Here is a 26162-nt window from a genome sequence, read left to right as displayed (position 1 = left end):
CGCAGCTTTTCAGGAGTAAGTGGGGTCACTGTTACACCCTGACGTCAACGAATGAAGGAGGCTGAGGGATGAGCGCGCGGGTAGTTGCGCAGGAATCGGAAGAACTGCGCGAGCGTGCGATCGGCTCGTGTGAGCGCCCCCGGCCGGAAGCGGATGGTGTTGAGGATGCCGGCGTCTTCCGCTGCGATCCGTTGGCCATAGGCTTCTGCCCACAGCGCGCGCTCCTGATTGAGTCGGTTGCGCGCGGCACTGCCATCGCCCTTCTCGACAGCGACGCAACCGAAGGGCATGGAGTGTCCCGGTCGCGGCGAGGACATGCCGACGATGATGCCCAGCCACCAGTCACCGACCATGCCCTGCTGCAAGTAAATGCTGGTGCCGTGGATGCCTATGCGCCAGTCGACCTCCGTGCCCTCGCCGAAGGATGCCTTCAGCGGATAGGAGTGACTCCATTGCTGCCACTCGACCAGGTCGTGCGGATCGGCGCCATGGAAGTTGAATCCATGCACCACCTTGATGTGCTGCATGTCGGGCGTATTGCAGGAGATCGTCCAGCCATCACAGGTGTAGGGCTGCATGGAATAGGTATGAAACACCAGCTCGCTGTCCGGACGATCAAAGCCTGGCAACGCCCACAGCGCTTCGGTGCCGTTGAAGGCCCACACGATTCCATAGCGCTCACAGGTGGGGAAAGCGAACAGCTTCGCGACACGCGGCGCCGGGTCCCCGACTCCAGTGCGTACGCAAGCGCCGTCGCGATCGAACTCCCAGCGGTGGAAGGCACATTGAACGGAGTTGCCGACGACCGTGCCGCACGCGAGATTCGCACCGAGATGCGGGCAGAAGGCGCTGGTTACGCTGACGACACCATCCTCGCCCCTGAACACTACGACCTTACCGTCCAGAAAGTCGCGGCCGATGACGGCGCCGCGCTCGACCTCGCTGGACAGGCAGATCGGATACCAGCTCTGGTGAAAGAGCCCGTCTTCGCCTTGACCGAGCAGACCAGAGGGTTCCCTCTGCGCCTGCGCCTCGGACTCGACCCCTGTCGCCGGTTTCGTCATGACTCCCCTCGCCCTGGCTGAATTCGACCAGCAGCGAGCCTAGCGGCCGGGCGTGATCGGGCAGAAGTCATCGAAACAGGCGACACGAGCGGTGTTGCCTGAGACAGGCCCGCAGGCCAGACTCCCTCGAGGCTCTCCGGAGGGGATATCACAAGTGCAGCAGCTGCCATCGGGCCGAACCCCAATCGCCACGTCGGCAGTCATCCACGCAAGACTGGCGCCTCCGCCTTACGCGTCGAACCTGCTCTACCGTGTGCGGCTCGTCGATTTGATCGCGGTGGGCGAGGCCCGGCTCACGCTCCTGGAAGCGCCGGCGGGATACGGCAAGACCACTTTGATGTCCCAGTCGCACGAGCATTGCCATTCCCGTTCGTTGATGGTGGCCTGGCTGTCGATCGATGAGGAGGACAGCGACCCGGTTACCTTCGTGGGCGATCTGGTCGCTGCACTCGGCGCCGCTGGTATGGATGTCCGAGATGTCCTCGCCGAGCGCGACGCTCACCATGCGGCACCACATCCACGCCACCTACTCGCCGCTCTGCTGAATCGCATGTCGTCTGCGGCAAGCGCCGGCGTGATCTTCATCGATGACCTGCACCGCGCGGACAGCGCTGCGTACGCATCCCTCCTGCAAATCTTTCTCGATAACTTGCCCGCACCCTGGCGCGCAGTGCTGGCGAGCCGGGTGCGCCCGCCGCTGGCACTCGCAAAGTACACTGGCGCCTCCGCTCTCTGCCGGCTCGGCATGCACGATCTGCGCTTCACTTTTGTCGAGGCGCAGCGACAATTCGGGGAGATCCCGGGCCCGCAATTGCGCGCTCTGATGCATCACGCCGACGGATGGCCGGTGGCCTTGCAACTCGCGAAGGTCTGCCTCTCGGCCGAACGGCCGACGCAGAGTCTGGATTCCTTCACCGGCAGGACGCCGGAGGTCACCACATATCTCGCCGAGCAGGTATTCACCAGTCTGCCCATTGCTCTTCAGGACGTACTGACCAGCGTTGCCTTCGCGCGGCGCTTCAACGGCGACCTGGTGAATCGGCTCTGCGATCGCCGCGACGGCTGGGAGCTCTTGAGTGAGATGGAGCGGCGCAATCTGTTCGTCTCACCGGCCGACTCGGAACATACCTGGTTCACGCTGCATCAGCTGTTCACGGACTTCCTCCAGGAGCAGTACCGGCGTCGCCGCGGCGATGCGTCGATCCGGCAGTTGCATCGAGTCGCCGGCGAATGGTTTCTCGAAGCCGGGTACGTTCAAGAAGCGATCTACCACACGAACCTGGCTGCGAACGCCGAGCTCGGCCGCCGTCTCATCGAGCATGCAGGCGGATGGCGCGTGATTCTCAACGGCGGAACTCCCGCCATGCGCCAGCTCACGCAGCTGTCCGCCGACCTTGCCGGGGAACGTTCGCAACTGCAACTCGCGCGCACCATGCTGCTCGCAAAGGAAGGACGTTTTCACCTGGCGCGCGTCGCGCTCGAAGAACTGCGCGCGCGCACTCAAGGCTTCACGAGCTGGGAGGAAGGCGAGCGTGACCTATCCGCCGATGGCTTCATTGTCGATCTGTTGCTGTGCGGCTACGAAGATCGTGCTGCAGACATCCCACGCCTGCGAGTGCTGGAAAACGGCCTGCAAACCGAACCAAATGCGGATCCGGCCGTCGCTGCTGTCATTCACCTGCTGCATTCGCAGGCCGCGTACGCGACGGGCGACTATCTGGAAGCGTCATGCCACGCCGAGGCGGGCCTGATACGCTGCCGCTCGATCGAGGCTGACTATCTGGAGATCTTCGGACACCTCAATCTCGGACTTGCTCTTCTCGGACGCGCGCAAATCGAGGCTGCCGAGGCGACGTTCTGGACGGCCATGAACCTCTCGACGCGTGTGCTGGGCTCGGACAACGGCCTCGCTTGCCCACTGTCGGTCTTCCTGGCAGAAGTCCGCTACTTCAGAGATGACTTGAGCGAAGCCCGCGAGTTGCTCGATGCAGCCCTGCCGCAGCTCGAGAGTTCGGACACCTGGTTCGACATCTGGGCTTCGGCAGTTCGCACAGATGCATTGCTGGCAATGGCGACGTCTGGAATCGATACCGCCCTCGCACGCCTGAAGTGGGCTGACGAAGTTGCACATCGACGCGGCATGAGCCGACTGAGAGATCTGATCCTCATCGAGCGCATCCTGCTGCTCACGCGGGCCGGCCGGCTTGCCGACGCAGAGGACAATGCCAGCGATCCGCGAATGATCGAGCTCACCGCTGCTCGCGGCCCCAGCTCCAGCCTCCGCTTTGGCTTATGGGCCCAAGCCATGCACGCGAATGCCGTGCTGTCTGTTGCGCGAGGCCGCTTTCACGATGCGCTGCGCGGACTCGAGACGCTCGAGCCCGCGTTGATGAAACGTGGCCATGTCCAACTGCTTGTCTGCGTGCGCCTGCAGAAAGGCATGGCTCAGTGCGCGTTGGGAAATCCGCGCTCTGGGCTCGAATCGCTTCGCGCGGCGCTGCAGGACGGAGTGCCCGCCGGCATGCGTCGCTCCCTGATCGATGCGGCAGGGGGCGCCGCAGCTCTCTATCGCCTCGGCATCGAGGCCGAGCACCTGCTCTCACCCACCGAGCGCGCGCTACTGCGGACCGCCTTAGACACGTCCCAGTCGACCGCCGAGCGTGCAAGCGCCGAGCAAAGACTCAACCGCTGCGATCTATCCGCGCTCAGTCCCCGCGAGTCGCAGATCCTCTCGTTCCTGGTCGATGGTCTGACCAACAAGGAAATGGCGCGGCATCTGGAGATCTCCGAGAGCACGGTCGTCACTCATCGCAGACGACTGTACCGCAAGCTCCACGTGACCAGCCGCTCAAAAGCGATCGCCGCCGCACGCACCCTGGCAGCTCGTCGCTAAAAGCCGCAACGTCATCTGTTTCGACGACTCGCGCCACGGGCCCGGGTGCGTCGATAGTGCCTCGCGTCGTATCGCATCCCGGGAGGCAGCAATGCACGAAATCAACGTGATGGAGTGGATCGACAAGTTGGCCATTCAGGAGCTGCTTTACAAGTTCGCACGAGCCGCCGACCGTTGCGACCGGGACTTGCTGAGCAGCCTCTACCACCCGGATGCCACCGCCGATCACGCCGGTGTGTTCGTCGGCCCGGCGTCGGGCTTCGTGGAGTTGGCCATGACGATGCTCGGATCCATCGGCGTCACGACACATCACATCCTCAACACATTGGTTGAAGTTCACGCAGATCAGGCCAGGTGCGAAGCATATGCTGTTCATTTCCATCGGCTCGCTCGCGAGGGTATGCCGATCGATTCGATGATTGCGCTGCGCCACCTGCACCGCTTCGAGCGCCGCGCCGGCGAATGGCGCATCGCTCACCATCACATCGTGTTCGACTGGAATCGCGACAGCCCCACCAATGAAACCTGGGGCGAGGGACTGCTGGGCTCGAATTTCGTGCTCGGACGCAAGGACAAATCGGATCCGGTCTATGCAGTTCATCGACGCTGAACAGATTCGCCGGCTGTCGTTCGAGCGGCTGATCGAAGGACTGCGACTGGCTTTTCGTGCGGATTTCAGGGCGCCAGCCCGCTCGATCCTGTCCCTGGACCCATTGAATGGCCGCGACGAGTTGTTCGCACTCATGCCGGCATGGGACCGATCGTCCTTGCTGGGAGCGAAGCTTGCGACCGTGTTTCCCGGCAACGCCGCGCGCAACCGCCCAAATCTTCACTCCCTGGTCATTCTCTTTGATCGACAAACAGGCGCTCCCACCGCCGTGCTCGACGGCACCGAGCTGACTCGGCGCAGGACGGCTGCTGTGTCGGCGCTCGCAGCGAGCTATCTAGCCCGCGACGATGCACGGCGTCTGCTTATTGTCGGGACCGGCCCGCAAGCTATCACGCAAGCGCTCGCCCATTGCGTGGTTCGCCCGATCGAATCTGTCGCGATCTGGGGCCGGGATGCCGACAAAGCTGCGCTGGCATTGCAAGCGTTGCGGCCGTTGCTCGGCGCCAGGCAACTGAGCGTCGCGCGCGATCTGCCAGAGGCAGCGCGCGCGTCCGATATCATTTCCTGCGCGACTTCGGCAACCCAGCCGATTCTCGAAGGGGCTTTCATCTGCGCCGGAACGCATGTGGACCTGGTTGGAGCTTTCTCCCCTCGAGCACGCGAGTCGGATACGGCCCTGATTCGAAAGTCTTTGGTCTATGCGGATGTCACCACGAACGTGCTCGACGAAGCTGGCGATGTACTGATTCCGATAGCCGAGGGCGCCATCGACGAGCACGCGATCGTCGGAGATCTGCACGCTCTGACCAATAAAGCGATTCCCGGTCGAGTGAGCTCCACCGACATCACTGTTTTCAAGTCGGTGGGCACCGCCATGGCCGATGTGGTCGCGGCCTCGTGTGTATTGCGGCACGGTGGGCATGCGAACGGCGTTTGTTGACACGCGCGCCGCACTATACCCATCGCGCTATGCTCTTCGTCGAAAATTCGTCACTGTAGGGTGAACATCAAACCTGACGCCAGTGACCTTCCCAGAATCTCTTGCGAATCTCGCTCTTGAGCACCTTGCCGACGACGCTGCGCGGCAGATGCGGCCAGACTTCCACCGCCTTGGGCGCCTTCACGCTGCCAAGCCGCTCCTTGCAAAGCGCGATGATCTCCTCCGCCGTCACCTGTCGGCCGGGCTTGAGCTGCAGCACGGCCCTGACGGCCTCACCCCATTTCGGGTCCGGCACGCCAATCACCGCGCAGTCCTGCACTGCCGGATGAGAGAGGATGACCGCCTCGATCTCGACCGGATAAATGTTGAAGCCGCCCGAGACGATCATGTCCTTCTTGCGATCGACGATCGTGAAGAACGAACGCTCGTCCTTCACGCCAATGTCCGTCGTGTGATGCCAATCGAACTTGCAGACTTCCGCCGTTTCCTGCGGGCGCTGGTAATAGCCCTTCATCACCATCGAGGATCGCACTACGATCTCTCCCTTGTGCCCCGGCGGCAGGATTTCGCCATCCTCACTCATGATTTCGACGACCGCATACCGCAGCGGACGCCCCGAGGCGCGCAGCACTGCTTCATCGAATGTGCCATCCGCGCGTATGTAATCAGCCGGCTTCTTGATCAGGACAGGAAACATGCACTCGCTCTGGCCGTACGCCTCGTAAATCACCGGGCCGAGCACGCGAATCGCTTCCGCATAGCGCTCCGGCGCCACGGGAGCGGTGCCGACGATGAGCGCCCGCAGCGACGATACGTCGGTCCGCTGCACGTCGGCATGAGCGAGCAACGCGTACAATGCCGTTGGGGGCAGAAACAAATGAGTGATGCGCTCACGAGCGATGGTCGAGAGGACCAGCGCGGGATCGAAGCCCGGAAGAATCACCGTTTGCGCACCGGAGATGAGGAACGCCATTGCCATGGCTCCGGCAGCGTGCGTAAGCGGCGCCACGATGAGATGCCGCGACGACTGCTCGATGTCGAAGCCGTCGACCATGGCCAGCAGGCCCATTTCCAGCGATCGGTGTGAATGTTCGGCACCCTTCGCGGGCCCGGTGGTGCCGCCGGTCGGCTGGATGAAGGACCGACGCTGCGGATCCTCCGGCGTGCTCTGCAGCGCCGCCTGGTTCTCCGCGAGCCAACTTTCAAGATGCGGCCCGTGTGTCGACTCGCGGTCGATACAGATGAGCTTGCGAAGCTTCGCCAGTCCCATCCGCAGTTGACCCACGACCGACTCGAAGTCGCTGTGAAAGAAGACGACTTCGACGTCAGCCTGGTCGAGCACTGCGATATTGGTGGCCACCGCGTTACGTGCATGCACCCCGACCCAGGCCATGTCGGCGCGATTCACCGCCAACATCAGCAACAGCACCCGAGCGTCGTTCGGACAGTAGATCGCGACGTTCATATCCGGCGACAGCTGCGGATCGGCGCGCAGCGCGCACGCCACCTTGTTCACCCACTGAGCGGCATCTCGATACCGGAAACTCCGCACTCCGTCCGACAGCGCAATCTCATCCGGGCATCGTGCCACGGCAGCGTCAAAGTGATCCGCGAGTCGCACGCCTCATCCCCAACTGATACACGAGCCAACTGTAACGAACGTCACCAGCGATACTGCCCCTGCAGGGCCACCGTGCGCGGCGCATCCGCAATCAGCTGGAAATGGCCGGCCCCCAATCCGAGTTGCTGGCCCCAACTCCACGTGCGCTCGTCCGTCACGTTTCGGACCAACGCCGCGAGCTCCCACCGCCCGCCCGGATCACCCAATCCCAGCCGTACATCGAGTTTTTCATAGGCCGGCGAACGGACGTAGGGCTCGTTACTGGTGAGCACGTCGAACTCATCGGTGAAGCTATAGGATAGCTCGCTGGTCCACTGCAGGCCGGTCGATCCGAGCGGGTATCTCGAACCGACCGACAGGCGGCCACTATAGCGCGGCGCATAAGGCGGCGCCTCGCCACTGAGATTCTGAAAGCATGCCTGGCCGGGCGGCGTCAGCATACCCTGCAGCACCGTGCACGGGCCGTTGGCGAAATTCTCATAGGACGCATCCAGCCACGCCGCCGATATTCCGAAACGCCAGTTCGAGCTGGGAGTCCAGAGCGCATCGAGCTCCAACCCCTGCGATTCGAGCCCCGCCACATTGCGTGTGACCACCGCGATCGCCGTGCCCACCGACACTGGCACCGCTAGCTGCAGACCATCGTAGGTACTGCGAAAGGCGGCCACGTTCAAGGTCACGCCCGCGTCCCGCCACAGCGCTTTCATGCCGACTTCGTAGGCGTCCACGGTTTCCGGATTGAACTGCCAGGCGCTGCGATCGTTGCTGAAGACCGTGCCGTCGAATCCGCCCGCCTTGAAACCCTGGCCGAACGAGGCGTAGAACATCAAGTCCTGCCACGGCGAGTATTGAAGCGTCAACGATGGCAGCAGATCGTCATCCTTGCGCGAGCCGGTAAACGTGTGTGGCACGGTCCCGGTCACTCCGCTCGCAGCGGCGAGCGCGATTCCCGTGAGCGGCACACCCCGATTGTGACCGTACGGATCGTTGACACCGTCGATCGAGTAGAGTGCGGCGCGCTGTAACGCATCTTTCCGCGTCTCACTCCAGCGCACGCCCGCGATTGCCGACCATTGGTCGGTCACATGGACGGTAAGGCTGCCGAACAGCGCGCGGGTTTCCGAGTCCTGATCGAGGAAAGTCTCCTGCCCCCAGGGCAACGTCGGCAGTGAAGCGGCGAGCAGCGCCTGCCCCATCTCACCGAGCGGAGCGAATATGAAAGGCAGCGCCTGCTGAACGTGCTGGCCGAGCACCGCACCGGACTGCAGAGTCTCCTTCTGCCAGTACGCACCGAGCAGGTACTCGACGCGCCCCTCGCCCGAAGAAGTCAATCGCAACTCCTGGCTGGTCTGCTTCATCTCCTCGTCGTAACCGATCTGCAGCACACGCAACGGGGTTCCGTCCGAGTCGGTGTCCTGCTCGAAATCGAAGCCGGTGTACCCGGTCACCGACGAGAGCATACCCAGCCGCGTCTGCCAATCGAGCGTCAGCACGAGCTCATGCCCCCGCATGCTCCCTCCGTCGCGCTCGACCGCGCGACGATCGTCCAGTTCGGCCTCGAAGTTCGGTAGCGATTGATAGCGATTGCATGGCCGGAACGGCGCCAGCGCCGACGCTCCGAACGCCGGATCGGCGGGACAGTTGATCAGCTGGTTCGGGATTGCCCCGGACTGGATCTCGGTGTCGTGGATCTCGCCTTTGAATGTCGCGGTGAACGCCTCGCTCGGCGTCCACACCGTGGTGAGGCGCCCAGCGGCATCCCGTCGATTCGGCTCCATGCCACCGGTCTCGAGATTCTCGATCCATCCGTCCATATCGGCCCAGCGTCCCGCCAGACGCATGCTCCAGGTGTCAGAGAGCGGACCGCCGAGTCCGGCTTCGATGACCGACTCCCGTTGCTCGAATTCGTAACTGGCGAGCACGTTCGCCTCGAACGACTGCGTCGGTCGTCTGGTAACGATGTTGAACGCGCCTGCAATCGCATTGTTACCGAAGTATGTGCTCTGCGGCCCGCGCAGCACCTCGACACGCTCGAGATCGAAGAACGCGCCGCGCGCCATTCGCGAGCGTCCGTGATAGATTCCGTCCACGAATGTCGCGGTCGATTGCTCGAACCCGAGATTGATGCCGGAGCCGACGCCGCGAATGACCAGCAGATCGCTGATGCCGGTGCGCGCCAGATTCACGTTCGGCAGCTGGCTGCTGAGCCCCTCCAGGTCCCGCAGGCCACTTCGTTCGATCTCCTCGCCACTGCTGACTAGCAGTGAGATCGCGACGTCCTGCGCGCTTTGCTCGCGTTTGGTCGCAGTGACGATGACTTCTTCGAGGCCATACGCTTCGCCGCCAGCCTGTCGGGTTTGCGCCAGCGAGGCTGCGCAGAACCCAATCAGCGCCGAAGCGCCGACGTAACGTGCTGTCGCTCTCATCATACCCCCCTGCCAATCGGTTGAATGTTTCTTCTTGCAGACGTTCCTGTCATCCAAATGAAATGGCCCGGCGTCCTCTACCTCGACTCGCAAGCAGTTTCGCGCAAATACGCGCCGTGGAACCCACCCCGCCGGGAGGGTATCCAACTACCTCGCCCGCAGGCGCGTCGCTGCATCGAGCCGGATGCACTCGCCATTGATATAGGCGTTCTCGCACAGGTACGCGCACAGACTGGCGAACTCCGTCATGTCGCCAAAACGCTTGGGAAACTCGATCATGCTCAGCAACGAGTCGAGAACCTTGGCGCTGACGGATTGCGCCATGGGCGTGTTGAAGAGCCCGGGCGCCACGCTGTTGACGCGGATGCCGACTGCGGAGAGCTCGCGGGCCGCCGGTAGAGATAGCGCCACGACTCCCGCCTTGCTCGATGCATAGGCCGTCTGCCCCACCTGACCTTCGAAGGCTGCAGCGGACGCGACATTGATCACGACACCACGTTCGCCACTATCGCAAGGCGGGTTCTTCACCATGTGCTCGATACAGTGAGCCATCACGTTGAAGGTGCCCGCGAGATTGATCGCGAGCGTCTTCGCAAAGCGCGCGCAGCCGGACGGCTTGCCCTCTCTGTCGAGAATTTTCATCGGAGTCGGTACGCCCGCACAATTGATACACGCATGGATGGCGCCGAACTTCGCTATGACGCTGGCGATACCCGCGGCGACGGACGCCTCGTCGCTGACATCCACGTGACAATAGATCGCATTCTGCTCACCAAGTAGGGCCGCGAGGCTCTCGCCATTGGTTTCGTCGAGATCCAATATCGCAACGCGCGCGCCCTTCTCATGCACGAAATATTCGGCGGTACGCCTGCCCAGACCGGACGCGCCGCCAGCAATCACCGCTACCTTGTTCCGTAGTTCCATCGCCAGCCTCTAGGTTGATTCAGTTCAGACGAACGCGCCCACGCCGGTGAGCCCGCGCGAGATGATGAGCTTCTGAATTTCGGTGGTGCCGTCAGGAATCGGCATGATGATGGCGTTGCGCAGATACGATTCGAGGTTGAAGCTGCGCGTGATTCCATTGCCACCGTGCAGTTGAACCGCGTCCCGGCACACCTTGACCGCCATTTCGGTCGCATACCACTTCGCCATGGAAGACTCCACGTCGCAACGCACGCCGGCATCGATCAACGCAAGCGCTCGGTAGCACAGCAGCCGTGACGCATCGACGTGCGTCGCCATTTCGGCGAGCTTTGCAGCGATGAGCTGGTGGGCAGCCAGTTTTTTTCCGAATTGCTCGCGCTGCGTGGCGTACTCGATCGATGCCGCCAGCGCCTCGCGCATGATGGCTACAGACGTGAGCCCTACGTGAGCCCGGGCGCGTTCGAACATGATCAACGTGTGACGCAGCGCCATTCCTTGTTCGCCGATTACATTGCCGACCGGCACACGTGCGTCGTTGATGAAGATCTGGGCAGTCGACTGCGACGAGAAGCCGATCTTGTCGATGTTGTGTGCTTCGTAACCGTGCTCCTCACGGTCGATCAGTATGTGTGACAGCTCCTGCTCGCCGGTGCGTGCCGTGCAGATCAGAAAATCGGAGTAACTACCGTTCGTTATCCAGGTCTTCTCGCCGCTGATGATGAAGTGATCGCCGGCGCGGCGAGCGCGGGTGCGAATGTCCGCGACGTTGGACCCCACACCCGGTTCGCTAGCGCCAAAGCACGCGATCGACTTGCCCGCGATCAGTCCTGGCAGGTAACGATCGCGAACCTCCGGGCGTGCCGACAGCAACGCCGGCGCCGCGAGCAGATTGATCATCACCACCAGCGCCAGGTCGGCGCTGGTGCGAGCCAGTTCCTCGTAGAGCATCGCCTGGGTCACCCAGGGCAGGCCAAGGCCACCGTGCTCCTCGGCAATGGCGCCACCTGGCAGGCCGAAATCGGCGATCGCCTGCGTGAGCTCCAGCACGGTTCCCCGAGGAATCAATCGATCCTTGTAGGCGTGAGCGACAGGACGAACTTCCGCGTGCAGATACTTGCGGAAGCTTTCCACCATGGCTTCCTGTTCGGCAGTCGCAGGCGTGATGTTCATTTCGAAACCACCCTAAGGAATTCAACCTGGTCGAAATCAGACTACGCGCGCGAAGATACCGACATGGGCGGCTGCTTCCTCGACGCCCCACAATCCGCCACCATTCTCTTGAAGAGCCAGCCGCGCGCCGACCACTTGACGTGGGCCGCATTCACCGCGCAGTTGCTGGACCAGCTCGAAGATCTGTCCGAGGCCGGTCGCCGCGATCGGATGTCCCTTCGACTCCAGGCCGCCGGACGGGTTGACGGGCACACGTCCGCCGAGGCTGGTCGCGCCCGACTCCACCAGCGCACCGCATTCGCCTCGATTGCAGATGCCGAGCGCCTCCATCTGTACCAGCTCGCCGATGGCAGTGGCGTCGTGGCACTCGACGACATTGATATCTCGAGGACCGACGCCGGCCAGCTCATACGCACCCAGCGCGGCCAGGCGAGTAACGTGCTTATCGAGATCGTCGGCGTCTCTCGTGGTCGCCGAGCGCATGACGCTGGCAAGCGCCTTCACCGCACGACGGCGATCGAATCCATGACGCTTTAGCGCTTCTTCAGTGCACAGAATGATGGCGGCGGCCCCATCCGATACCGGTGCACACATGGGCAGTGTCAAGGGATAGGTAATAGGCGACGCCGCGAGCACTTCTTCCGGCGTCATTGCCTGACGGTATTGCGCGCGTTCGTTGTGAACCGCGTGTGCATGGTTCTTTGCAGCGACGATCGCGAGCTGGCGCTGAGTCACACCGGAAAGCCGCATCAGTTGGCGGCCGTAGGCCGCGTAGATATCCATGAAGCGGCTATAGGGCTTGGGCGACGTCGTGCCCTCGGGCACTTCGACGCCCTGGCCCATCGCGAGCAGCGTGCGTTCGTTCTCCTCCGGGGTATCGATGTCCCAGCCGGAATCGAACACGGAAAACATCTTCGCCTTGTCCGATGAATACATCTTCTCGGCGGCGACTGCGATCGCCACATCCGTACTGCCGGCCTGCAGGTAGTTCATCGCCAGATTGAACGCGCTGCTGCCTGTGGCGCATGCATTCTCGAGGTTGAACACGGGAATGCCTTGCAGCCCCAACGGAGCCAACGCCACCTGACCGCGAATGAACTGTTGCCCCCCCATGTACCCCTGCACGACGTTGCCAAAGAACGCTGCACCGATGCGTCGTCGATCGCACCCCGCGTCATTCACTGCCTCTTCCACCGCCGCGGCCGTCAGTTGCTTGATGGACTTGTCGAGATGACGACCGAACAGTGTCATGCCGACCCCGACGACATAGATGTCTTGCATTCAACGCCCCTCGAATTTTGGTTGACGCCCCGATGCGAACGCGTCGAGACCTTCCCGGAAATCGTGTGAGTGCATGTGGGCACGCGACTCCAGTTGCTCGAAAAGCAGCGCATCTGCGACGCTGCGGTCGAGCGCCGCGTTTGCCAACGCCTTCAATCGAGCAAGTACCAGCGGGCTCTTCGCGGCGAGCGCCTCCCCGAGCTGCTGAACGCGCGCGACCAGATCGGCGTCCGGTACGACTTCATTGACGAATCCCCACGAGTGCAGCTGCAGCGCCGTGAGCGTCTCTCCAGTGAGCAACAGGTACTTCGCCACGTTCGGTGGGAGCCTTCGAGACAGGACCGCAGTGCTGCCTCCACCCGGCAGCACCGCGTAGTTGGCGTGCGCGTCGCCAAACCGGGCGCTCTCGGCGGCGATCACGAGATCGCAAGCGAGCAGAATCTCCAGTCCGCCCGCCAACGCCACCCCGTTGACGGCACCAATGAGCGGCTTGCGAAAGTTTCGTAACGCCGCATAGAACTGCGTACCGAGATCGAGCAGATCTTTGCCGTCGGCCGCCGCGGGCTGCAGGATCTCCCTGAGATCCGCGCCGGCGCAGAAGGCTCGGCCCGTTCCAGTGATTGCCACGACGCGCACGCTCGCATCGCCTCCCCAGCCGTGCAGCTGGTCGATCGCCGGGCGCAATATGCCGGCGTTCAATGCATTCATCGCGTCGGCACGATCGAGGCGCAACCAACCCACGGGGCCTCGTTGTTCTATGACCAGTGACAATGCTGCTCCCCTTCAGCTGACTTTGGTGGCAGCATAGCTGCGGGTGAATTGTGCCTCCCCCTACCTGCGGGGTAGGGTGTGGGTACGGGGAATCGAGCCAAGCGAACAAAGTGACGCTGAACACTCTTCTCTTCGCGACGAAGCTGGCGCCACCGCGTATCGGAGCGCGGATCGTGCCTCGGCGCCAGCTCCTGGAGCGCCTACGCATGCTTCGGCAGCGACGGCTGGTATTGGTCACCGGCAGCGCGGGATTCGGCAAGACCATCCTGCTCGCCCAGTGGCGCCAGGAACTCCTCAAGGAAGGCCACGACGTCGCCTGGCTATCGCTCAGCCCGGACGAGCGACTGTTACCGGCCTTTCGCAGTTATCTGCTGGTGGCGGCCCAGGAACTGGGACTTGCCGCGCACGCCGAGGATTCGATGCTCGATGATTCCGAAGCGGGCAACGAAGCCGTCATCCGCGCTCTGATCAACGAGGCGAGAAATGCGTCGCGCGAGCTCTATCTGATCATCGACGACTTCCATCACGTCGAAGACCCACGCGCGCATCAACTCGTGCAACGCCTTCTCGACATGGGGACGGACAACGTCCACCTGATCATTGCCGCTCGCGCCACACCCGCCCTGAGATTGAGCCGATCGCGCGTCATGGAACAGCTCGGTGAGATCGAGTGCACCGATCTGCCGTTCGACTTTCACGAGTCGATGAATTTTCTCGAGCGCAATCTGGCGAGGAAACTCTCCACCGACGAGGCGCGATTGATTCACGACGTGACGGAAGGTTGGCCCGCAACCCTGCAGCTCGTGACGATCGCTCTGAATGGCAGATCGCCGCACGCCGTGGATCTGCGCAAGCTGGTACTACAGGCGCGCGATCTGCGCAGCTATCTCGCCGAAGACGTGCTGACGCAGCTGTCGCCGGCACTGGTGGAGTTCATGGAACCGCTCGCATTGTTTCGTCGCTTCTGTGCGCCGCTTGCCAGCCATGTGACCGGCAGGAGCGACGCCGCCACGGCGATCGAAGAGATCGAACGTGCGAATCTCTTTCTCTTCCCCGTGGACACTGACGACAGCGAACCGTGGTTCCGATTTCATCCGCTGTTCTCCGACGTACTCGCCGAGCGCCTCGCACGTCGAGGCGCCGACGTTGTCGCGCAGATTCATGAGCGCGCCTGCCGCTGGTTCGCGGACAAGGACCTGCTGCCGGAAGTGCTGCGTCACGGTACCCTGTCCGGGCGCCCCTACTCCGCGATCGAACTGGTCGAACGCCTGGCACTGGAGCAAACCCGCCTCAGCCACCTTGGCCCGCTCGTGCGCTGGCTCGAACAGATTCCGGCTCAGCTGCAGATTCCGCATCCGCTGCTGCCAGTGTTCGGTGCGCTCGCCCATGCTTTGACCGGCAGAACCGAGCAAGCACGCGAGATTCTCGACCGCGTGCCGCACAGCGCGACAATCGAGAATCCCGCGCTGGCAGCTCGCGTCGAGTTGGTGCGCGCCATCGTCAAGACACAGCGTGACGACACGGCGGATCTGCTCGAAGACGTAAATCGCATCCCCGAAAATCTGCTGACCGAACGAATGATGCGGCAGACGCGTCTGACGGCCATGCTGCTCGGCCTGGTTGCTCGGGGGCGGTTCGACCAGGCCTGGCAGCTTTTCTCGACTCATCCAGTCGCACAGCATGAGCGCTCGGACGAGATGATGCTGATCGCCGAGACCGTGCTGCTGATGGCGCACTGGTACAGCGGCGATTGCGCCGCCACGATCAGCTTCGGCGACGATCTCCTCGCCCGAGCAGAAGCAGCGCACGGCCGCCGTTCTATCTCCGCCAGCATCTGTGCGGCGCTGCTTGCGGCCGCGCGCTATGAAACAAACTGCATCGAAGGTGCCCGCGAGCTGCTGGCCAACCGCATGGACATGCTCAGGCGTTCGACACCCGAAACTGCAATCCAGGCGACGCTCTGCGAGGCGCGGCTGGATGCCTTGCAGGGCGAACGCGGACACGCCATGGACTTCCTGAAGTCACAACATGCGCACTTTGCCGCGGCGGGTTTCGCCCGGGCGACTGCGGCAGTGCTGGGGTTGCGTGTCGAGCTCGAACTGCAGATTGGCAACGTGCCGGGTGCCATCGCCGCGCGCGATGCGCTAGCGGAGCATGTCCGCCGGCAAGCTGAAACATCGCACTCCGATTGCGAAACCGTTGCGATTGCTGCCAGAGCCCGCGCAAGCGTGAGCCTGGCGGAGCGCCGGCATGAGGAGGCACTGGCTCACTGCGTGATCGCGCGAGAATGGTATGAGCGATTTCGTCGCGCAGGTCGGCTGGCGGATTGCGATCTGCTGGCGGCACGCATTCATGCCGCCTCCGGAAACACCGACGCTGCCCACGCCAGCTTGCGTAGCGCTCTCGCCGCTGGCGCGCGCCTCGGCATGTTACGAACATTCATCGATCACGGCCCGGCGCTGCTGCGCCAGATCGACGAGATTTCTCGCACGAAGGACCTGCCAGAATCTGTCGCCTCTTTCGCCCGGCACATCGTGGCTGTCTCGAGATCTGCGGACGGAGGCGGCGGAGGCACGCGGGACGACACGAACTCACCTGACGACACGCGACTTACACCGCGTGAGCTGCAGGTTCTGAGCATGCTCGATCAATCGATGTCCACCAAACGCATCGCCCTGACGCTCAACCTCTCGCCCAACACGGTCAAGTGGAACGTGAAAAACATTTTTGGCAAGCTCGGCGTCAATAGTCGCTACGCCGCGCTCGCCCAGGCGCGACAGCGCAAACTCATAGAGGGATGACAGCACGCAGCCGCTGGCGCGCATCACCGGGATTTTCAGCCACCCGAAACTCCATCACGAAACACGCCCCGCGGGCCGCTTTCGTGTCGAGCGACAGGTGTCCACCTTGTCGCTCCATGATGCACTTCGCGATTGCGAGCCCTGCGCCGGGGCCAGAAGCATTGGGACCGCGGCGGAATCGCTCGAACAAGGACGCAGCGGCATGCGCAGAGATGCCGGGCCCATCATCGGCAATGATCACAGTAGCAGCATCGGCGGACAGTCCGATCCCGCGCGTCCCGGAATGATTGGGATACCGAGCCGCAGTTTGCGCCGTCGAGTGGCACCGGTGCACAGGCACCGGTGCCACTCCAATCCTGCCTTCAATGGCTGGCGTTCGATTCTCTGGACTGTCCGGGGATCAGCGCCCGAACGAATACTTGAGATCCAGTCCGAACCCCCGACCAGGCGCCTGGTGAGCGAACCCGCCGCCGAACTCCGGTGCGGGAATCACCTCCGCCAGATAGTCCTCGTCGGTCAGGTTGCGGGCCCAGGCCATCACCTGCCACTGGTCAGTGGAAATTCCGGCGCGTGCATTCAACACGGTGAAAGCATCGCGACTCGTCTTCGAGTAGTCGCCCGGCACGCCGAACTGCGTGACGACGGATTCTTCCTGCACGGCGCTGAACCAAGTCTCACCAGTGAAGCTCGCGTCCAGACGCGCGATGAACGAGATTCCCGAGTTGCCCATCGGCACGGTGAAATCCACGCCTGCCGTCGCCGTGTAGTCGGGCGCGTAAGGGACGCGGTTGCCTTTTGTGTATGGGCGCCCGTTATACCGGTCGATCTCGCTGTCGAGCAAGCCAAAGCCCGCGAACAAGTTCACGTACTGATTCGCACGCCAGCGCACATTCCCCTCCACGCCCTGCAGTGTCGCCTCGTCGACATTCATCACGACACGCAGCAGGCCGAACGGACCGACCAGGAAGTTGAAGATCTGCATGTCTTCGACCTTGGTGTGATACGCGGCCAGATTCAGCGACAGGCTGCGATCGAGCAACTCCGCCTTCAAGCCGATCTCCGCCGCCTTCGCCACTTCTTTCTTATATTCGTCGTAATTGATTCCCTCCGTGACCAGTGCCGGGGTCGTCGTTACATTGCCGGCCCCATCGACGAAGCGCAGGCCGCCGAGGAATGTTTGAATCGTCGCGTTGCTGCCCGTCGAATTGAAGCCGCCGCTACGGAATCCGTAACCGTACGACGCGAACGCAGCCCAGTCTTCGGCGAACTTCCAATTGAACGAGAGTTTCGGCTGCAGTTGACTGAACGTCTTGTCGCGACTCGGAATGCCGCTCGTCGCGAGCGCGGGATTCACGGTGTACGCAGGATTGATGTATGGCGCGGTCGGCCCCGGCCCGAACAGCGGCGTCTGCGCAAACGCTTGCGCGCCTGTCGGCACATTGTTGTCGACGGAGCGCTCCTCCCGGTCGTAGCGCAACCCCAGCGCGAGCTCGGCCCCGGGCGCCACGTCGTAAGCAATCTGGCCGAACACCGCCGATACTTTGCTGTTCAGGTCGTCGTCGTAGAGCAGATCCGTCGGATTCGGTCCGGTGCCAGGCACGAAGGGTTGCTCGATGAGGCCGATGCCTAGATCACCACCTTGCGCGACGACCACGCGTCGATCGATGTCCGCGTAGTACGCACCCGCCAGCCAGCGAAACGCCTGGTTTGCCGGCGAAGCCAAGCGGATCTCGACCGAGGCGTCTTCCTGATCGCGCTGCTGATACTGATAGCCGTCACAACGCGACGGTCCATACGGCGGCAGCACGGAGTCCGCACCTGCGTAGAACGTCGGCGACGGCAGCGGGCCGCCGACTTGAGCAGCGATGTCGGCCTGGCATTCAGCCGTGCGCGCGTACAGCCCGAAGGCTGCGCTCGCACCGTCCGTGATGAAGAAGTTGGTCTGATCGTTGTATGCAACCCACGCCGTCAGCGTACCCACGTCGAGGTTCCACTCGCCTTTCACCGAAATCTGTTTGTTCTCCTGCTCGTTCTTCGGCACGATGTTGTTGATGTATTTGAAATGGTGATCGTTCACGTCCTGGAAGAAGTCCGGATTGCCCGTGAACGTCGCAAAGAACGGCAGCGCGAAGGTCGCGTTGAAGTTGATCGCGCCTCCTTCGAGCTTCGAGTATTTCGCCTTGACGTCCAGCTCGCCGTTGTCGCCCATCGGCACGATCAGCCGCGGCGTCACGCCGTATTCCTTGAAGTAGTCGACGCAATCGTCGCAGCCCAGGAACGAGTTCTCGAAGAAGCCGTCGGTCTCTCGATAGAAGGCGCTTACGCCGACCTGGGCCGCATCGCTGCCGCCAGTGAGATATACGCGCGCCTTGCGTGTGTCGTTGTTGCCATAACCCAAGTCGACGCTACCGCCAAAGTCCTTCTCGGGCCTCTGCGTCGTGATGATGATCGCGCCCGCGACCGCGTTGCGCCCGTAGGTGGCGCCCTGCGGCCCCTTCAGCACCTCGATCTGCTGAACGTTGGCGAGCTCCTGGTTGAAGGCAGTGGGATTTGTCTGCAACACGCCATCGACGACCAGCGCGAAATTCGTTTCGGCATCGCGCCCGGTATTCAGGCCGCGAATGCTGAGCTGCAGATCGCCGACCTCCGCAGTCTGCACCTGGGCCAGTCCAGGCGTGAGCGCGATGAAGTCAGTCGGTCTCTCGATGCCCGCAATCTGGATATCGCGGGCCGTAAATGCCTGGATCGTCGCGGGCACATCCTCGATCTTCTCCGCACGCTGCCGCGCGGTGACGACGATTTCCTCCAGGGTGGTGGCCGATTCCTGCGCATCGGCATGGCCCATTCCCAGTGTAGTCGCCAAGGACAGTGTCAGCAGTGCACGGCGCTTCATAAAAGCCTCCCCTTATGTTTTGTTGAGCCCAGCAAGATAAGTACGCACGTGGTCGAGCGTTACGACCTCGGCGTACTTGGTCTGCAGATCGAAGAGATTCGCTTCGTGCGGTCCGGCGCCACGGTCGCCGACAGCATCGCGCACCACGAGCGGAACGAAGCCGTGCTGGCAGCAATCCACTGCAGTCGCACGCACGCAGCCGCTCGTGGATACACCCGCGATCAGCAACGTATCGACACCCAGTGCGGTCAGCGTGGAAGCAAGCGTGGTTCCGAAGAAAGCGCTGGCGTATTGCTTGGTGATGACGACTTCGCCGTGCTCCGGACTCAGGCCCGGTGCGAACTCGGCGAGTGGCGATCGCGCGCCGCGCTCGAAAATCCTCAGCGCAGGCACCTTGCGGAAGAACACGCCACCGTCGCGCCCGCCATCGTGGTAGGCGACGTTCGTGTGCACGATGGGAACGACCGCGCTCCGACACAGCGCAAGCAGGTCTTGGCAGGCCTGGCGCGTGCCTTCGATATCGGGTCCGGCGTAAAGCGGCGAGTCCGGCTGCGTATACGCCTGGACGAAGTCGATCACCAGCAACGCGGGATGCACGCCCGGCTGGAGACTTCCGCCGTAGCCTCGTGCGTCGACCGGGCCGCCGGGATGCGTAGTCATATGACCTTCGTTGCCTGCAATTGCGCGTAACGATCTGCGGTCATGCCGAGCAGTCCGCGATATATCTCGTCGTTGTGCTGACCAAGACCCGGGCTCGGTGAGCGCACACGACCGGGCGTGAGCGACAGCTTCGGCGCGACGTTCTGCATCTTCAGCTCGCCAAAATCCGGATGCGGCACCGAGATGATGGCCTCGCGGGCTCGAAAATGCGGGTCCTCGAGCATCTCCGGCGCCCGATAGATCAGGCCCGCAGGAACGCCGAACTCCTCCATCAGCCGCAGCACTTCGGCGCAGGTCTTGGTGCGTGTCCAATCGCCGATGATCCCGTCGATCTGCTTTTGCCGCTCGCCGCGAGCAACGTGCGTCGCGAACTCCGGCTGCTGCGCAAGCTGCGGCTGTCCCATCGCCTGCGTCAGTCGCTGGAACACCGTGTCCTGGTTCGCGGCAATCAACACCATCGAGCCATCGCTCGTTGGATAGACATTGGACGGCGCGATGTTCGGCAGGACCGCACCGGTGCGCTCGCGGATGTACCCGGTCTTGTCGTACTCGGTGATGAGCGACTCCATCATGCTGAGCACGGCTTCATAGATCGCGGAGTCTACGACCTGGCCTTTGCCCGTCACGTCACGGTGATGCAACGCCGACAGCGCACCAAGACACGCGAATGTTGCTGCAAGCGAATCGCCAATACTGATGCCCATGCGCGACGGCGGAGTGCTCGGATCCCCGCAGACATAGCGAAGGCCGCCCATGGCTTCGCCGATCGCTCCGAAGCCGGCGCGACGCGAGTACGGGCCGCTCTGTCCATAACCCGAGACTCGAATCATGATCAGCCGCGGATTGATCTTCGCGAGCACGTCGTAGCCGCAGCCCCATTTCTCCAGCGTGCCCGGACGAAAGTTCTCGAGCAGAAAGTCGGTCTTCGCGACCAGCTCGTGCAACACCTGCTGCCCTTCGGGGCGGCGCAGATCGAGCGTGATGGATTTCTTGTTGCGAGCGACGACCGGCCACCACAGCGACTTGCCGTGCGCCTTCTCGCGCCCCCATACCCGCAGCGGATCGCCCTGCTCCGGCGGCTCGATCTTGATGACTTCAGCGCCCATGTCGCCGAGCAGCTGGCCGCAGAACGGACCCGCGAGCAACGTTCCTAGCTCTATGACGCGCAGATCGGAGAGCGGGCCGTTCTTGAAACGTTCCTCGGTCATACGGCACCACGCTGCGTCCAATGGACGAACTGTGGTTGCTGCGGCGGTTCAAGCCCCGTCTCTGCCTTGCAGCGCGACTTCAATTCGTCGATAGACTCGAATCCCCGGTCGAACAGCTGCTTCGGCCCGCGCTCGGACGCCATGCGCTGACGCAAGGCCACGGTCGCAGCTTCATCGACGCTGTCGTCATCGTTCAGAACGACGCCATAACGACGGGCGCCTGCACGCGTCACCAAACCGGCCTCAACGTCGAACTTCACGAGCGAAGGGTCGCGCTCCAACGGATCGCCGCAGCCACCGCCGCCCCACGTATCCGACAAGAGCAGATCGCCTGCGTCGACCTTGATGCGATCGACCTTCGACGGCAGCAACTCCTGCGAGCCGTCCCGCCGCACCAGCGTCTTCTTGCTGCGCTGGCCCGGCAGTCCGCCGTTCACACCCCAGGGATAGGTGAGCCAGCGGTCGTCGTGAATCGAGATCTCGCCGGGCTCCAGGAACCGATAGCCGATGCGCAAACCGTTGCCGCCGCGGAATTTGCCGGGGCCGCCGCTGTCGGCGATCGTCTCGTACGTTTCGATCCGCAGCGGAAAGTAACTTTCCAGAAACTCGTTCGGCACGTTGGTGAACGAGGGCCACAGCGAATGACCGTCCGGCCCGTCGCCGAAGGGCTTGCCGGGAATGCCTCCGAACGTGATCTGGTACAGCTGATACCACTCGCCGTTCTTGTCGTAGCCCGAGTACATGAAGTGCGGGCTGTCGGAGAATCCGGCCGCGCACAGGAAATCGGGACTGCCCTGCCCCAGCAGGCCGCCGAGAACGTCGAAGATGCGCCCGAGCGCGTGCGTGCGGCACGACAGCGCGGCGGGCTTGAGCGGCTTCAGCAGCGTGGCCGCCGGGATGCGCACCTCCATCAGATCGTAGAACCCGTCGTTGAACAGGATCTGCGGGTCGAACACCATGATCATGTACACGCCCGCGAACATCTTGAACATCTCTTCGTTCAACAGGAAGTTGATCGAGGAGATCGACTGCGGATCGGTACCCGCGAAATCGAAGATGCACTTATCGCCTTCGCGCCACATCGCGCATGCAATCTTGTACGGCCCCATGCCGCGGCCGTCGTCGCAGATGTAGTCCTCGAAGTGCTGTTTCTTTTCCGGGACAGTGCGCCGGATGAGCTCGCGCATCGCGCGCTTGTTCCGCTCGAGCATCGCATCCAGCGCGGAATAGAAGATGTCGTCGCCGAAGCGTTGCGAGATCTGCAAGCAACGCTGCGAGGCCGTGCGCAGCGCCGCGACGATCGCGTTGAAGTCGGAGAGATTCCAATGCGGCAGCCGGCAGTTGTGCAAGATGATGCGCAATACATCCTGCTGCAATTCGCCGCCTTTGTAGATCTTCACTGGCGGAACGCATATGCCTTCTTCGTAGATCTGGCGCGCGTCGGTCGGCAAGCTGCCCGGGACCTTGCCGCCCACGTCCGTCATGTGACCGAACATCGCCGTCCACGCGAGCAGGCGGCCCTCGCGGAAGATCGGCATCAGCATCAACCAGTCGTTGGCGTGCGAGATCGCGCCGTTCACCGAGTACGGATCGCTCGTGAAGAAAATATCGCCCTCTTCGATCGTGCCGTCGTAGCCCTGCAGAAAGCCGTGAATGAACGAGCCGAACTGGCCGACGACCATCTTGCCTTCGACGTTCGCAATCATCGGAAACTCATCGTGCTGCTCGCGAATGCCCGGCGACATGGCCGTGCGGAACAGCACCGTGTCCATCTCGAAGCGCGCGTTGCGGAGCGCGCTTTCGATGATGTCGATGGTCACCGTGTCGACGGGGACTTTTTTGTAGGGCTGGTTATTGCGCTGGACGAGCTGGGCAGGCATGGCGGTGTTCCTGGATGGTTGTCGAGCGACGCTCGCCTTACAGCACTGGATGCGAGTCGGGGTAGATGAGGATGTTGCCGTGGGCATCGACGACGCCGCGATGCGCCGGCAGGATGACCGTCGTCGAGTCCATCTCCATGACGATCGCAGGACCCGGGATGACGTTACCGGCTTCGAGCTTCGTGCGGTCGTACACGATGGCGGTCAGATCTTCGCCATCCATGTACACGGCCTGCGTCCCGACCTCCGCGCCTTTCGGATCCTCGCCGCCACCGTTGACTGCGCGCCGCTCGATCTCGATGGTTTTGCCACGCACGGCGGCACGCAGCGTCACGAGCTCGTGATCAAGCTCCAGCGTGAACGTGAACAGACGCTTGTGCTCGGCATCGAACTTCTCGCTGATCGCGATCAGGCCTCGCCGCTCCAGATCTTCGAGGTCCACATCGACGCTGAGCCGCAAACCCTGGCCGCGATAGCGCACCTCCACCTGGTAGCTCGTGCGCATGTCGGCATCCGGGACGCCCTCCTGCTTCAAGCCCTGCGACGCATCGGTGGCGAGGTCGCGCAGGATCTGCGCGACCTCATTCGCTGTGATCGACTTGAAGGTACGCACGAAGGTGCGCGAGCGTTCGTCACGCACGGCCGTGGTCGAATCGCCGAGCGCGCACAACACGCCCGGACCCGGTGGAATGATGGCGGGCCACGACCCGAGCAGACGCGAGAGTGCATTCGCGTGCAGCGGCCCGGCACCACCGAAGGCAATCAAGGCATAGTCACGCGGATCGTAGCCCTGTTCGACCGAGACCAAGCGCAGTGCGCCGGTCATGTTCTCGTTGACGATGTTGTAAATGCCGAGCGCCGCCTGCTGCAGCGACAGCCCCAGCGCATCGGCAACCTTCTGCACTGCCTTTGCAGCGAGCTTGCGATCGAGAACCATGTCGCCACCGAGTCGCTGCATCTCCGGCAGGTAACCGAGCACGACGTTCGCGTCGGTAACGGTCGGCTCCTGGCCACCTCTGTTGTACGCGGCCGGTCCCGGATCGGCGCCTGCGCTCTGCGGCCCGACACGCAGCGCCTTCGTCAGCTCGGGCACGTGCGCAATGGAGCCACCGCCGGCACCCACTGTGCGAATGTCGACCGACGAGGCGCGCACGGTGACATCGCCGACTGTCGTCTCACGCCGCAGCCGAGGCTCTCCGTTCTGGATCAGTGCGACGTCGGTCGACGTGCCACCGACGTCGAGCGTCAGCAGGTTCGGAAACCCCGCCTGCGAGGCGATCCACAGCGCACCGGTGACGCCGCCCGCCGGCCCCGACATCAGCAGATTGACTGGAAACTCTTCGGACGACGCTGCTGACGCGAGGCCGCCGTCGGAGCGCAGGATGTGCAATTTGACCGACTTGGTTCGCTCAGCAAGCTTCGCCGTCAAGTTGCGCACGTACTTCGCGACCTTCGGTCGCACATACGAGTTCGCGACGGTGGTCACCGTTCGCTCGTATTCCTGCATCTCCGGCACGACCTGTGACGACAGGGACACCGGAATTCCCGGCAACTCCTCGTGCGCGATCTGTGCCACCCGCTGCTCGTGCGCATCGTTCGCGAACGCATTGATCAGCGAGACCGTCAATGCCTCGATATTCTTGCTACGCAGACTGCGCAGGTCCTCTCGCAGCTTCGCTTCGTTCAACTCCTCGACAACTTCACCTTGGGCGCTGATGCGCTCATGCGCCTCGATCGTGCAAGACAGCGGCGCCATCGGCAGGCTCTTGTTGTAGATCACCCAGCCACCGAGGCCGCCCGGCACGTAAGAGCGCGCGATCTGCAGCACTTGTCTATATCCGCGCGTCGTAACCAATCCGCACTTCGCTCCGGTCCCGGTCAGCACGGTATTCGTCGCAACCGTCGTGCCGTGCATGACGTGATCGATCTGCGTCGGCGAGATTCCTGCGTTGGCGCAGACGCGCTCGAGACCCTCGAGCACTCCGATCGATTGATCCGCCGGCGTGCTCGGCACCTTTGCGGACCACGTCTCGCCGCTCGCCTCGTCTACCAGAAGCAGATCGGTGAATGTGCCGCCGACATCGACGCCTAATCGGTATGTCACTGGAGTGCTCTCTTGGGAAAATCGCCGGCCTTGTGCAACATGCCCGGCGCCTCGCGCCCGAGTTGCCGTTGCAGCCACTTCGTCGTTTCGATGAGCCCTGCAAGCGAGACGCCGGTGGCGACGCCGCTGCGATCGAGCATATAGATGAGATCTTCGGTTGCGATGTTGCCGGTCGCCGCGGGCGCGAACGGACAGCCGCCGATGCCGCCGACACTCGCATCCAGCGCCGACACGCCGCACTCTACCGCTGCCCAGGCATTGGCGATTCCGGTGTTGCGCGTATTGTGAAAGTGACAGCGCAAGCGTGTACCGGGCAGACGCGCGCGAGCCTGTGTCAGCAACTCGGTGACCTGGCTCGGCACGGCGACTCCGATCGTGTCGGCGAAACAGATTTCGAAAGGCTCGACTTCCGCACAGCGTGTCGCGATCTCCAGCACGCGAGCCAGCGGCACCTCGCCTTCGAACGGACATCCGAATGCGGCCGAGATCGTGACCTGCGCGCGAATACCCTGCTCTTGCGCAGCGCGCGCCACGCCGAGCCATCCGAGGATCGACTCCTCAGTACTCACACCCTGGTTACGCACGCTGAACGTATCGCTCGCGACCACGACCATGCCGATCTCGTTGCAGCCGGCGGCGGCGGCGCGATCGAAACCTCGGCGATTGAGGACCAGTCCGGTGAAGTGCACGCCCTCGGGCCGGGTCAGGCCAGCGAGCACCTGCTCCGCATCCGCCATCTGCGGCACCTTGCGGGGATTGACGAAACTGGCGACCTCGATGCGCTTGAGCCCTGCGGCGAGCAGGCGAGAGATGAGCTCGATCTTGGTGTCCGTCGGCAGGATCACCGGGTCGATCTGCAACCCATCGCGTGGACCGACTTCTAAGATTTCTATGCCAGCGTCCATGACAAATCGTA

At 62.9% G+C, this 26162-nt stretch carries 18 protein-coding genes; 4 read left to right on the top strand and 14 right to left on the bottom strand.

Annotated elements, in window-relative coordinates; genetic code table 11:
- Positions 1-44: 44 nt before the first annotated feature.
- A complete protein-coding gene (locus VGE08_RS07075; RefSeq protein ID WP_331067153.1) occupies positions 45-1064 on the bottom strand; it encodes an aromatic ring-hydroxylating oxygenase subunit alpha in 1020 nt (339 codons plus the stop codon).
- A gap of 154 nt (positions 1065-1218) precedes the next feature.
- On the opposite strand from VGE08_RS07075, the gene VGE08_RS07070 reads away from it, so the two are divergent.
- The 3 genes from VGE08_RS07070 (at position 1219) to VGE08_RS07060 (ending at position 5507) form a co-directional block, all read left to right on the top strand.
- Complete coding sequence (locus VGE08_RS07070; RefSeq protein WP_331067152.1) at positions 1219-3957, top strand: LuxR C-terminal-related transcriptional regulator; 2739 nt, start codon at positions 1219-1221, stop codon at positions 3955-3957.
- A gap of 91 nt (positions 3958-4048) precedes the next feature.
- On the top strand, positions 4049-4567 hold the full coding sequence (locus VGE08_RS07065) for a nuclear transport factor 2 family protein (RefSeq protein WP_331067151.1): 519 nt from the start codon (positions 4049-4051) through the stop codon (positions 4565-4567).
- On the top strand, positions 4548-5507 hold the full coding sequence (locus VGE08_RS07060; RefSeq protein ID WP_331067150.1) for an ornithine cyclodeaminase family protein: 960 nt from the start codon (positions 4548-4550) through the stop codon (positions 5505-5507). Before VGE08_RS07065 ends, VGE08_RS07060 begins: the two co-directional genes overlap by 20 nt.
- A 67-nt stretch (positions 5508-5574) precedes the next feature.
- Here the strand turns inward: VGE08_RS07060 and VGE08_RS07055 are convergent, their stop codons facing one another.
- From VGE08_RS07055 to VGE08_RS07030, 6 genes are all read right to left on the bottom strand, one after another.
- Positions 5575-7128, bottom strand: coding sequence for a class I adenylate-forming enzyme family protein (locus tag VGE08_RS07055; protein ID WP_331067149.1), 1554 nt, complete (start codon positions 7126-7128; stop codon positions 5575-5577).
- 41 nt (positions 7129-7169) lie between these two features.
- On the bottom strand, positions 7170-9554 hold the full coding sequence (locus VGE08_RS07050) for a TonB-dependent receptor (protein WP_331067148.1): 2385 nt from the start codon (positions 9552-9554) through the stop codon (positions 7170-7172).
- A gap of 147 nt (positions 9555-9701) precedes the next feature.
- Positions 9702-10478 (bottom strand): SDR family NAD(P)-dependent oxidoreductase, encoded by a 777-nt coding sequence (locus VGE08_RS07045; protein WP_331067147.1) that lies wholly within the window; start codon positions 10476-10478, stop codon positions 9702-9704.
- 24 nt (positions 10479-10502) lie between these two features.
- Positions 10503-11648, bottom strand: a complete 1146-nt coding sequence (locus tag VGE08_RS07040; protein ID WP_331067146.1) for an acyl-CoA dehydrogenase family protein — start codon at positions 11646-11648, stop codon at positions 10503-10505.
- A 36-nt stretch (positions 11649-11684) separates the two neighbouring features.
- Entirely contained in the window at positions 11685-12929 is a 1245-nt protein-coding gene (locus VGE08_RS07035; RefSeq protein WP_331067145.1) for a thiolase family protein, read from the bottom strand.
- Complete coding sequence (locus VGE08_RS07030) at positions 12930-13700, bottom strand: enoyl-CoA hydratase/isomerase family protein (protein ID WP_331067144.1); 771 nt, start codon at positions 13698-13700, stop codon at positions 12930-12932. It lies immediately after the preceding gene.
- Positions 13701-13750: 50 nt separating this feature from the next.
- Between VGE08_RS07030 and VGE08_RS07025 the strand changes: the two genes are divergently transcribed.
- Positions 13751-16501, top strand: a complete 2751-nt coding sequence (locus VGE08_RS07025; RefSeq protein WP_331067143.1) for a LuxR C-terminal-related transcriptional regulator — start codon at positions 13751-13753, stop codon at positions 16499-16501.
- Here the strand turns inward: VGE08_RS07025 and VGE08_RS26520 are convergent.
- From VGE08_RS26520 to VGE08_RS06995, 7 genes are all read right to left on the bottom strand, one after another.
- Complete coding sequence (locus tag VGE08_RS26520) at positions 16488-16835, bottom strand: sensor histidine kinase (protein WP_414717467.1); 348 nt, start codon at positions 16833-16835, stop codon at positions 16488-16490. The genes VGE08_RS07025 and VGE08_RS26520 overlap by 14 nt on opposite strands.
- 66 nt (positions 16836-16901) lie before the next feature.
- Positions 16902-19394 (bottom strand): TonB-dependent receptor, encoded by a 2493-nt coding sequence (locus VGE08_RS07020; RefSeq protein ID WP_331067142.1) that lies wholly within the window; start codon positions 19392-19394, stop codon positions 16902-16904.
- A 12-nt stretch (positions 19395-19406) separates the two neighbouring features.
- Complete coding sequence (locus tag VGE08_RS07015) at positions 19407-20054, bottom strand: isochorismatase family protein (protein WP_331067141.1); 648 nt, start codon at positions 20052-20054, stop codon at positions 19407-19409.
- Positions 20051-21262 carry a CaiB/BaiF CoA-transferase family protein gene (locus tag VGE08_RS07010; RefSeq protein ID WP_331067140.1) on the bottom strand — a complete coding sequence of 404 codons (1212 nt, stop codon included), beginning with the start codon at positions 21260-21262 and terminating at the stop codon, positions 20051-20053. Before VGE08_RS07010 ends, VGE08_RS07015 begins: the two co-directional genes overlap by 4 nt.
- A complete protein-coding gene (locus VGE08_RS07005) occupies positions 21259-23142 on the bottom strand; it encodes a hydantoinase B/oxoprolinase family protein (protein WP_331067139.1) in 1884 nt (627 codons plus the stop codon). Before VGE08_RS07005 ends, VGE08_RS07010 begins: the two co-directional genes overlap by 4 nt.
- A 37-nt stretch (positions 23143-23179) precedes the next feature.
- Complete coding sequence (locus VGE08_RS07000; protein WP_331067138.1) at positions 23180-25246, bottom strand: hydantoinase/oxoprolinase family protein; 2067 nt, start codon at positions 25244-25246, stop codon at positions 23180-23182.
- Positions 25243-26151: a hydroxymethylglutaryl-CoA lyase gene (locus VGE08_RS06995; protein ID WP_331067137.1), complete on the bottom strand. Its 909-nt coding sequence runs from the start codon at positions 26149-26151 to the stop codon at positions 25243-25245. The genes VGE08_RS07000 and VGE08_RS06995 overlap by 4 nt, the downstream gene beginning before the upstream one ends.
- Positions 26152-26162 lie beyond the last annotated feature (11 nt).

This window comes from Steroidobacter sp. (assembly GCF_036406195.1).
Lineage (GTDB): Bacteria > Pseudomonadota > Gammaproteobacteria > Steroidobacterales > Steroidobacteraceae > Steroidobacter.
This window is presented reverse-complemented; position numbering and strand designations above follow the sequence as displayed.

Excerpts from the sequence above, each read along its gene's own strand:
- VGE08_RS07010 (WP_331067140.1), bottom strand. The coding sequence starts at position 21,262 with ATGACCGAGGAACGTTTCAAGAACGGCCCGCTCTCCGATCTGCGCGTC.
- VGE08_RS07020 (WP_331067142.1), bottom strand. The coding sequence starts at position 19,394 with ATGAAGCGCCGTGCACTGCTGACACTGTCCTTGGCGACTACACTGGGA.
- VGE08_RS07050 (WP_331067148.1), bottom strand. The coding sequence starts at position 9,554 with ATGAGAGCGACAGCACGTTACGTCGGCGCTTCGGCGCTGATTGGGTTC.
- VGE08_RS07005 (WP_331067139.1), bottom strand. The coding sequence starts at position 23,142 with ATGCCTGCCCAGCTCGTCCAGCGCAATAACCAGCCCTACAAAAAAGTC.
- VGE08_RS07040 (WP_331067146.1), bottom strand. The coding sequence starts at position 11,648 with ATGAACATCACGCCTGCGACTGCCGAACAGGAAGCCATGGTGGAAAGC.
- VGE08_RS07060 (WP_331067150.1), top strand. The coding sequence starts at position 4,548 with ATGCAGTTCATCGACGCTGAACAGATTCGCCGGCTGTCGTTCGAGCGG.
- VGE08_RS07045 (WP_331067147.1), bottom strand. The coding sequence starts at position 10,478 with ATGGAACTACGGAACAAGGTAGCGGTGATTGCTGGCGGCGCGTCCGGT.
- VGE08_RS07065 (WP_331067151.1), top strand. The coding sequence starts at position 4,049 with ATGCACGAAATCAACGTGATGGAGTGGATCGACAAGTTGGCCATTCAG.
- VGE08_RS07015 (WP_331067141.1), bottom strand. The coding sequence starts at position 20,054 with ATGACTACGCATCCCGGCGGCCCGGTCGACGCACGAGGCTACGGCGGA.
- VGE08_RS06995 (WP_331067137.1), bottom strand. The coding sequence starts at position 26,151 with ATGGACGCTGGCATAGAAATCTTAGAAGTCGGTCCACGCGATGGGTTG.
- VGE08_RS07075 (WP_331067153.1), bottom strand. The coding sequence starts at position 1,064 with ATGACGAAACCGGCGACAGGGGTCGAGTCCGAGGCGCAGGCGCAGAGG.
- VGE08_RS07035 (WP_331067145.1), bottom strand. The coding sequence starts at position 12,929 with ATGCAAGACATCTATGTCGTCGGGGTCGGCATGACACTGTTCGGTCGT.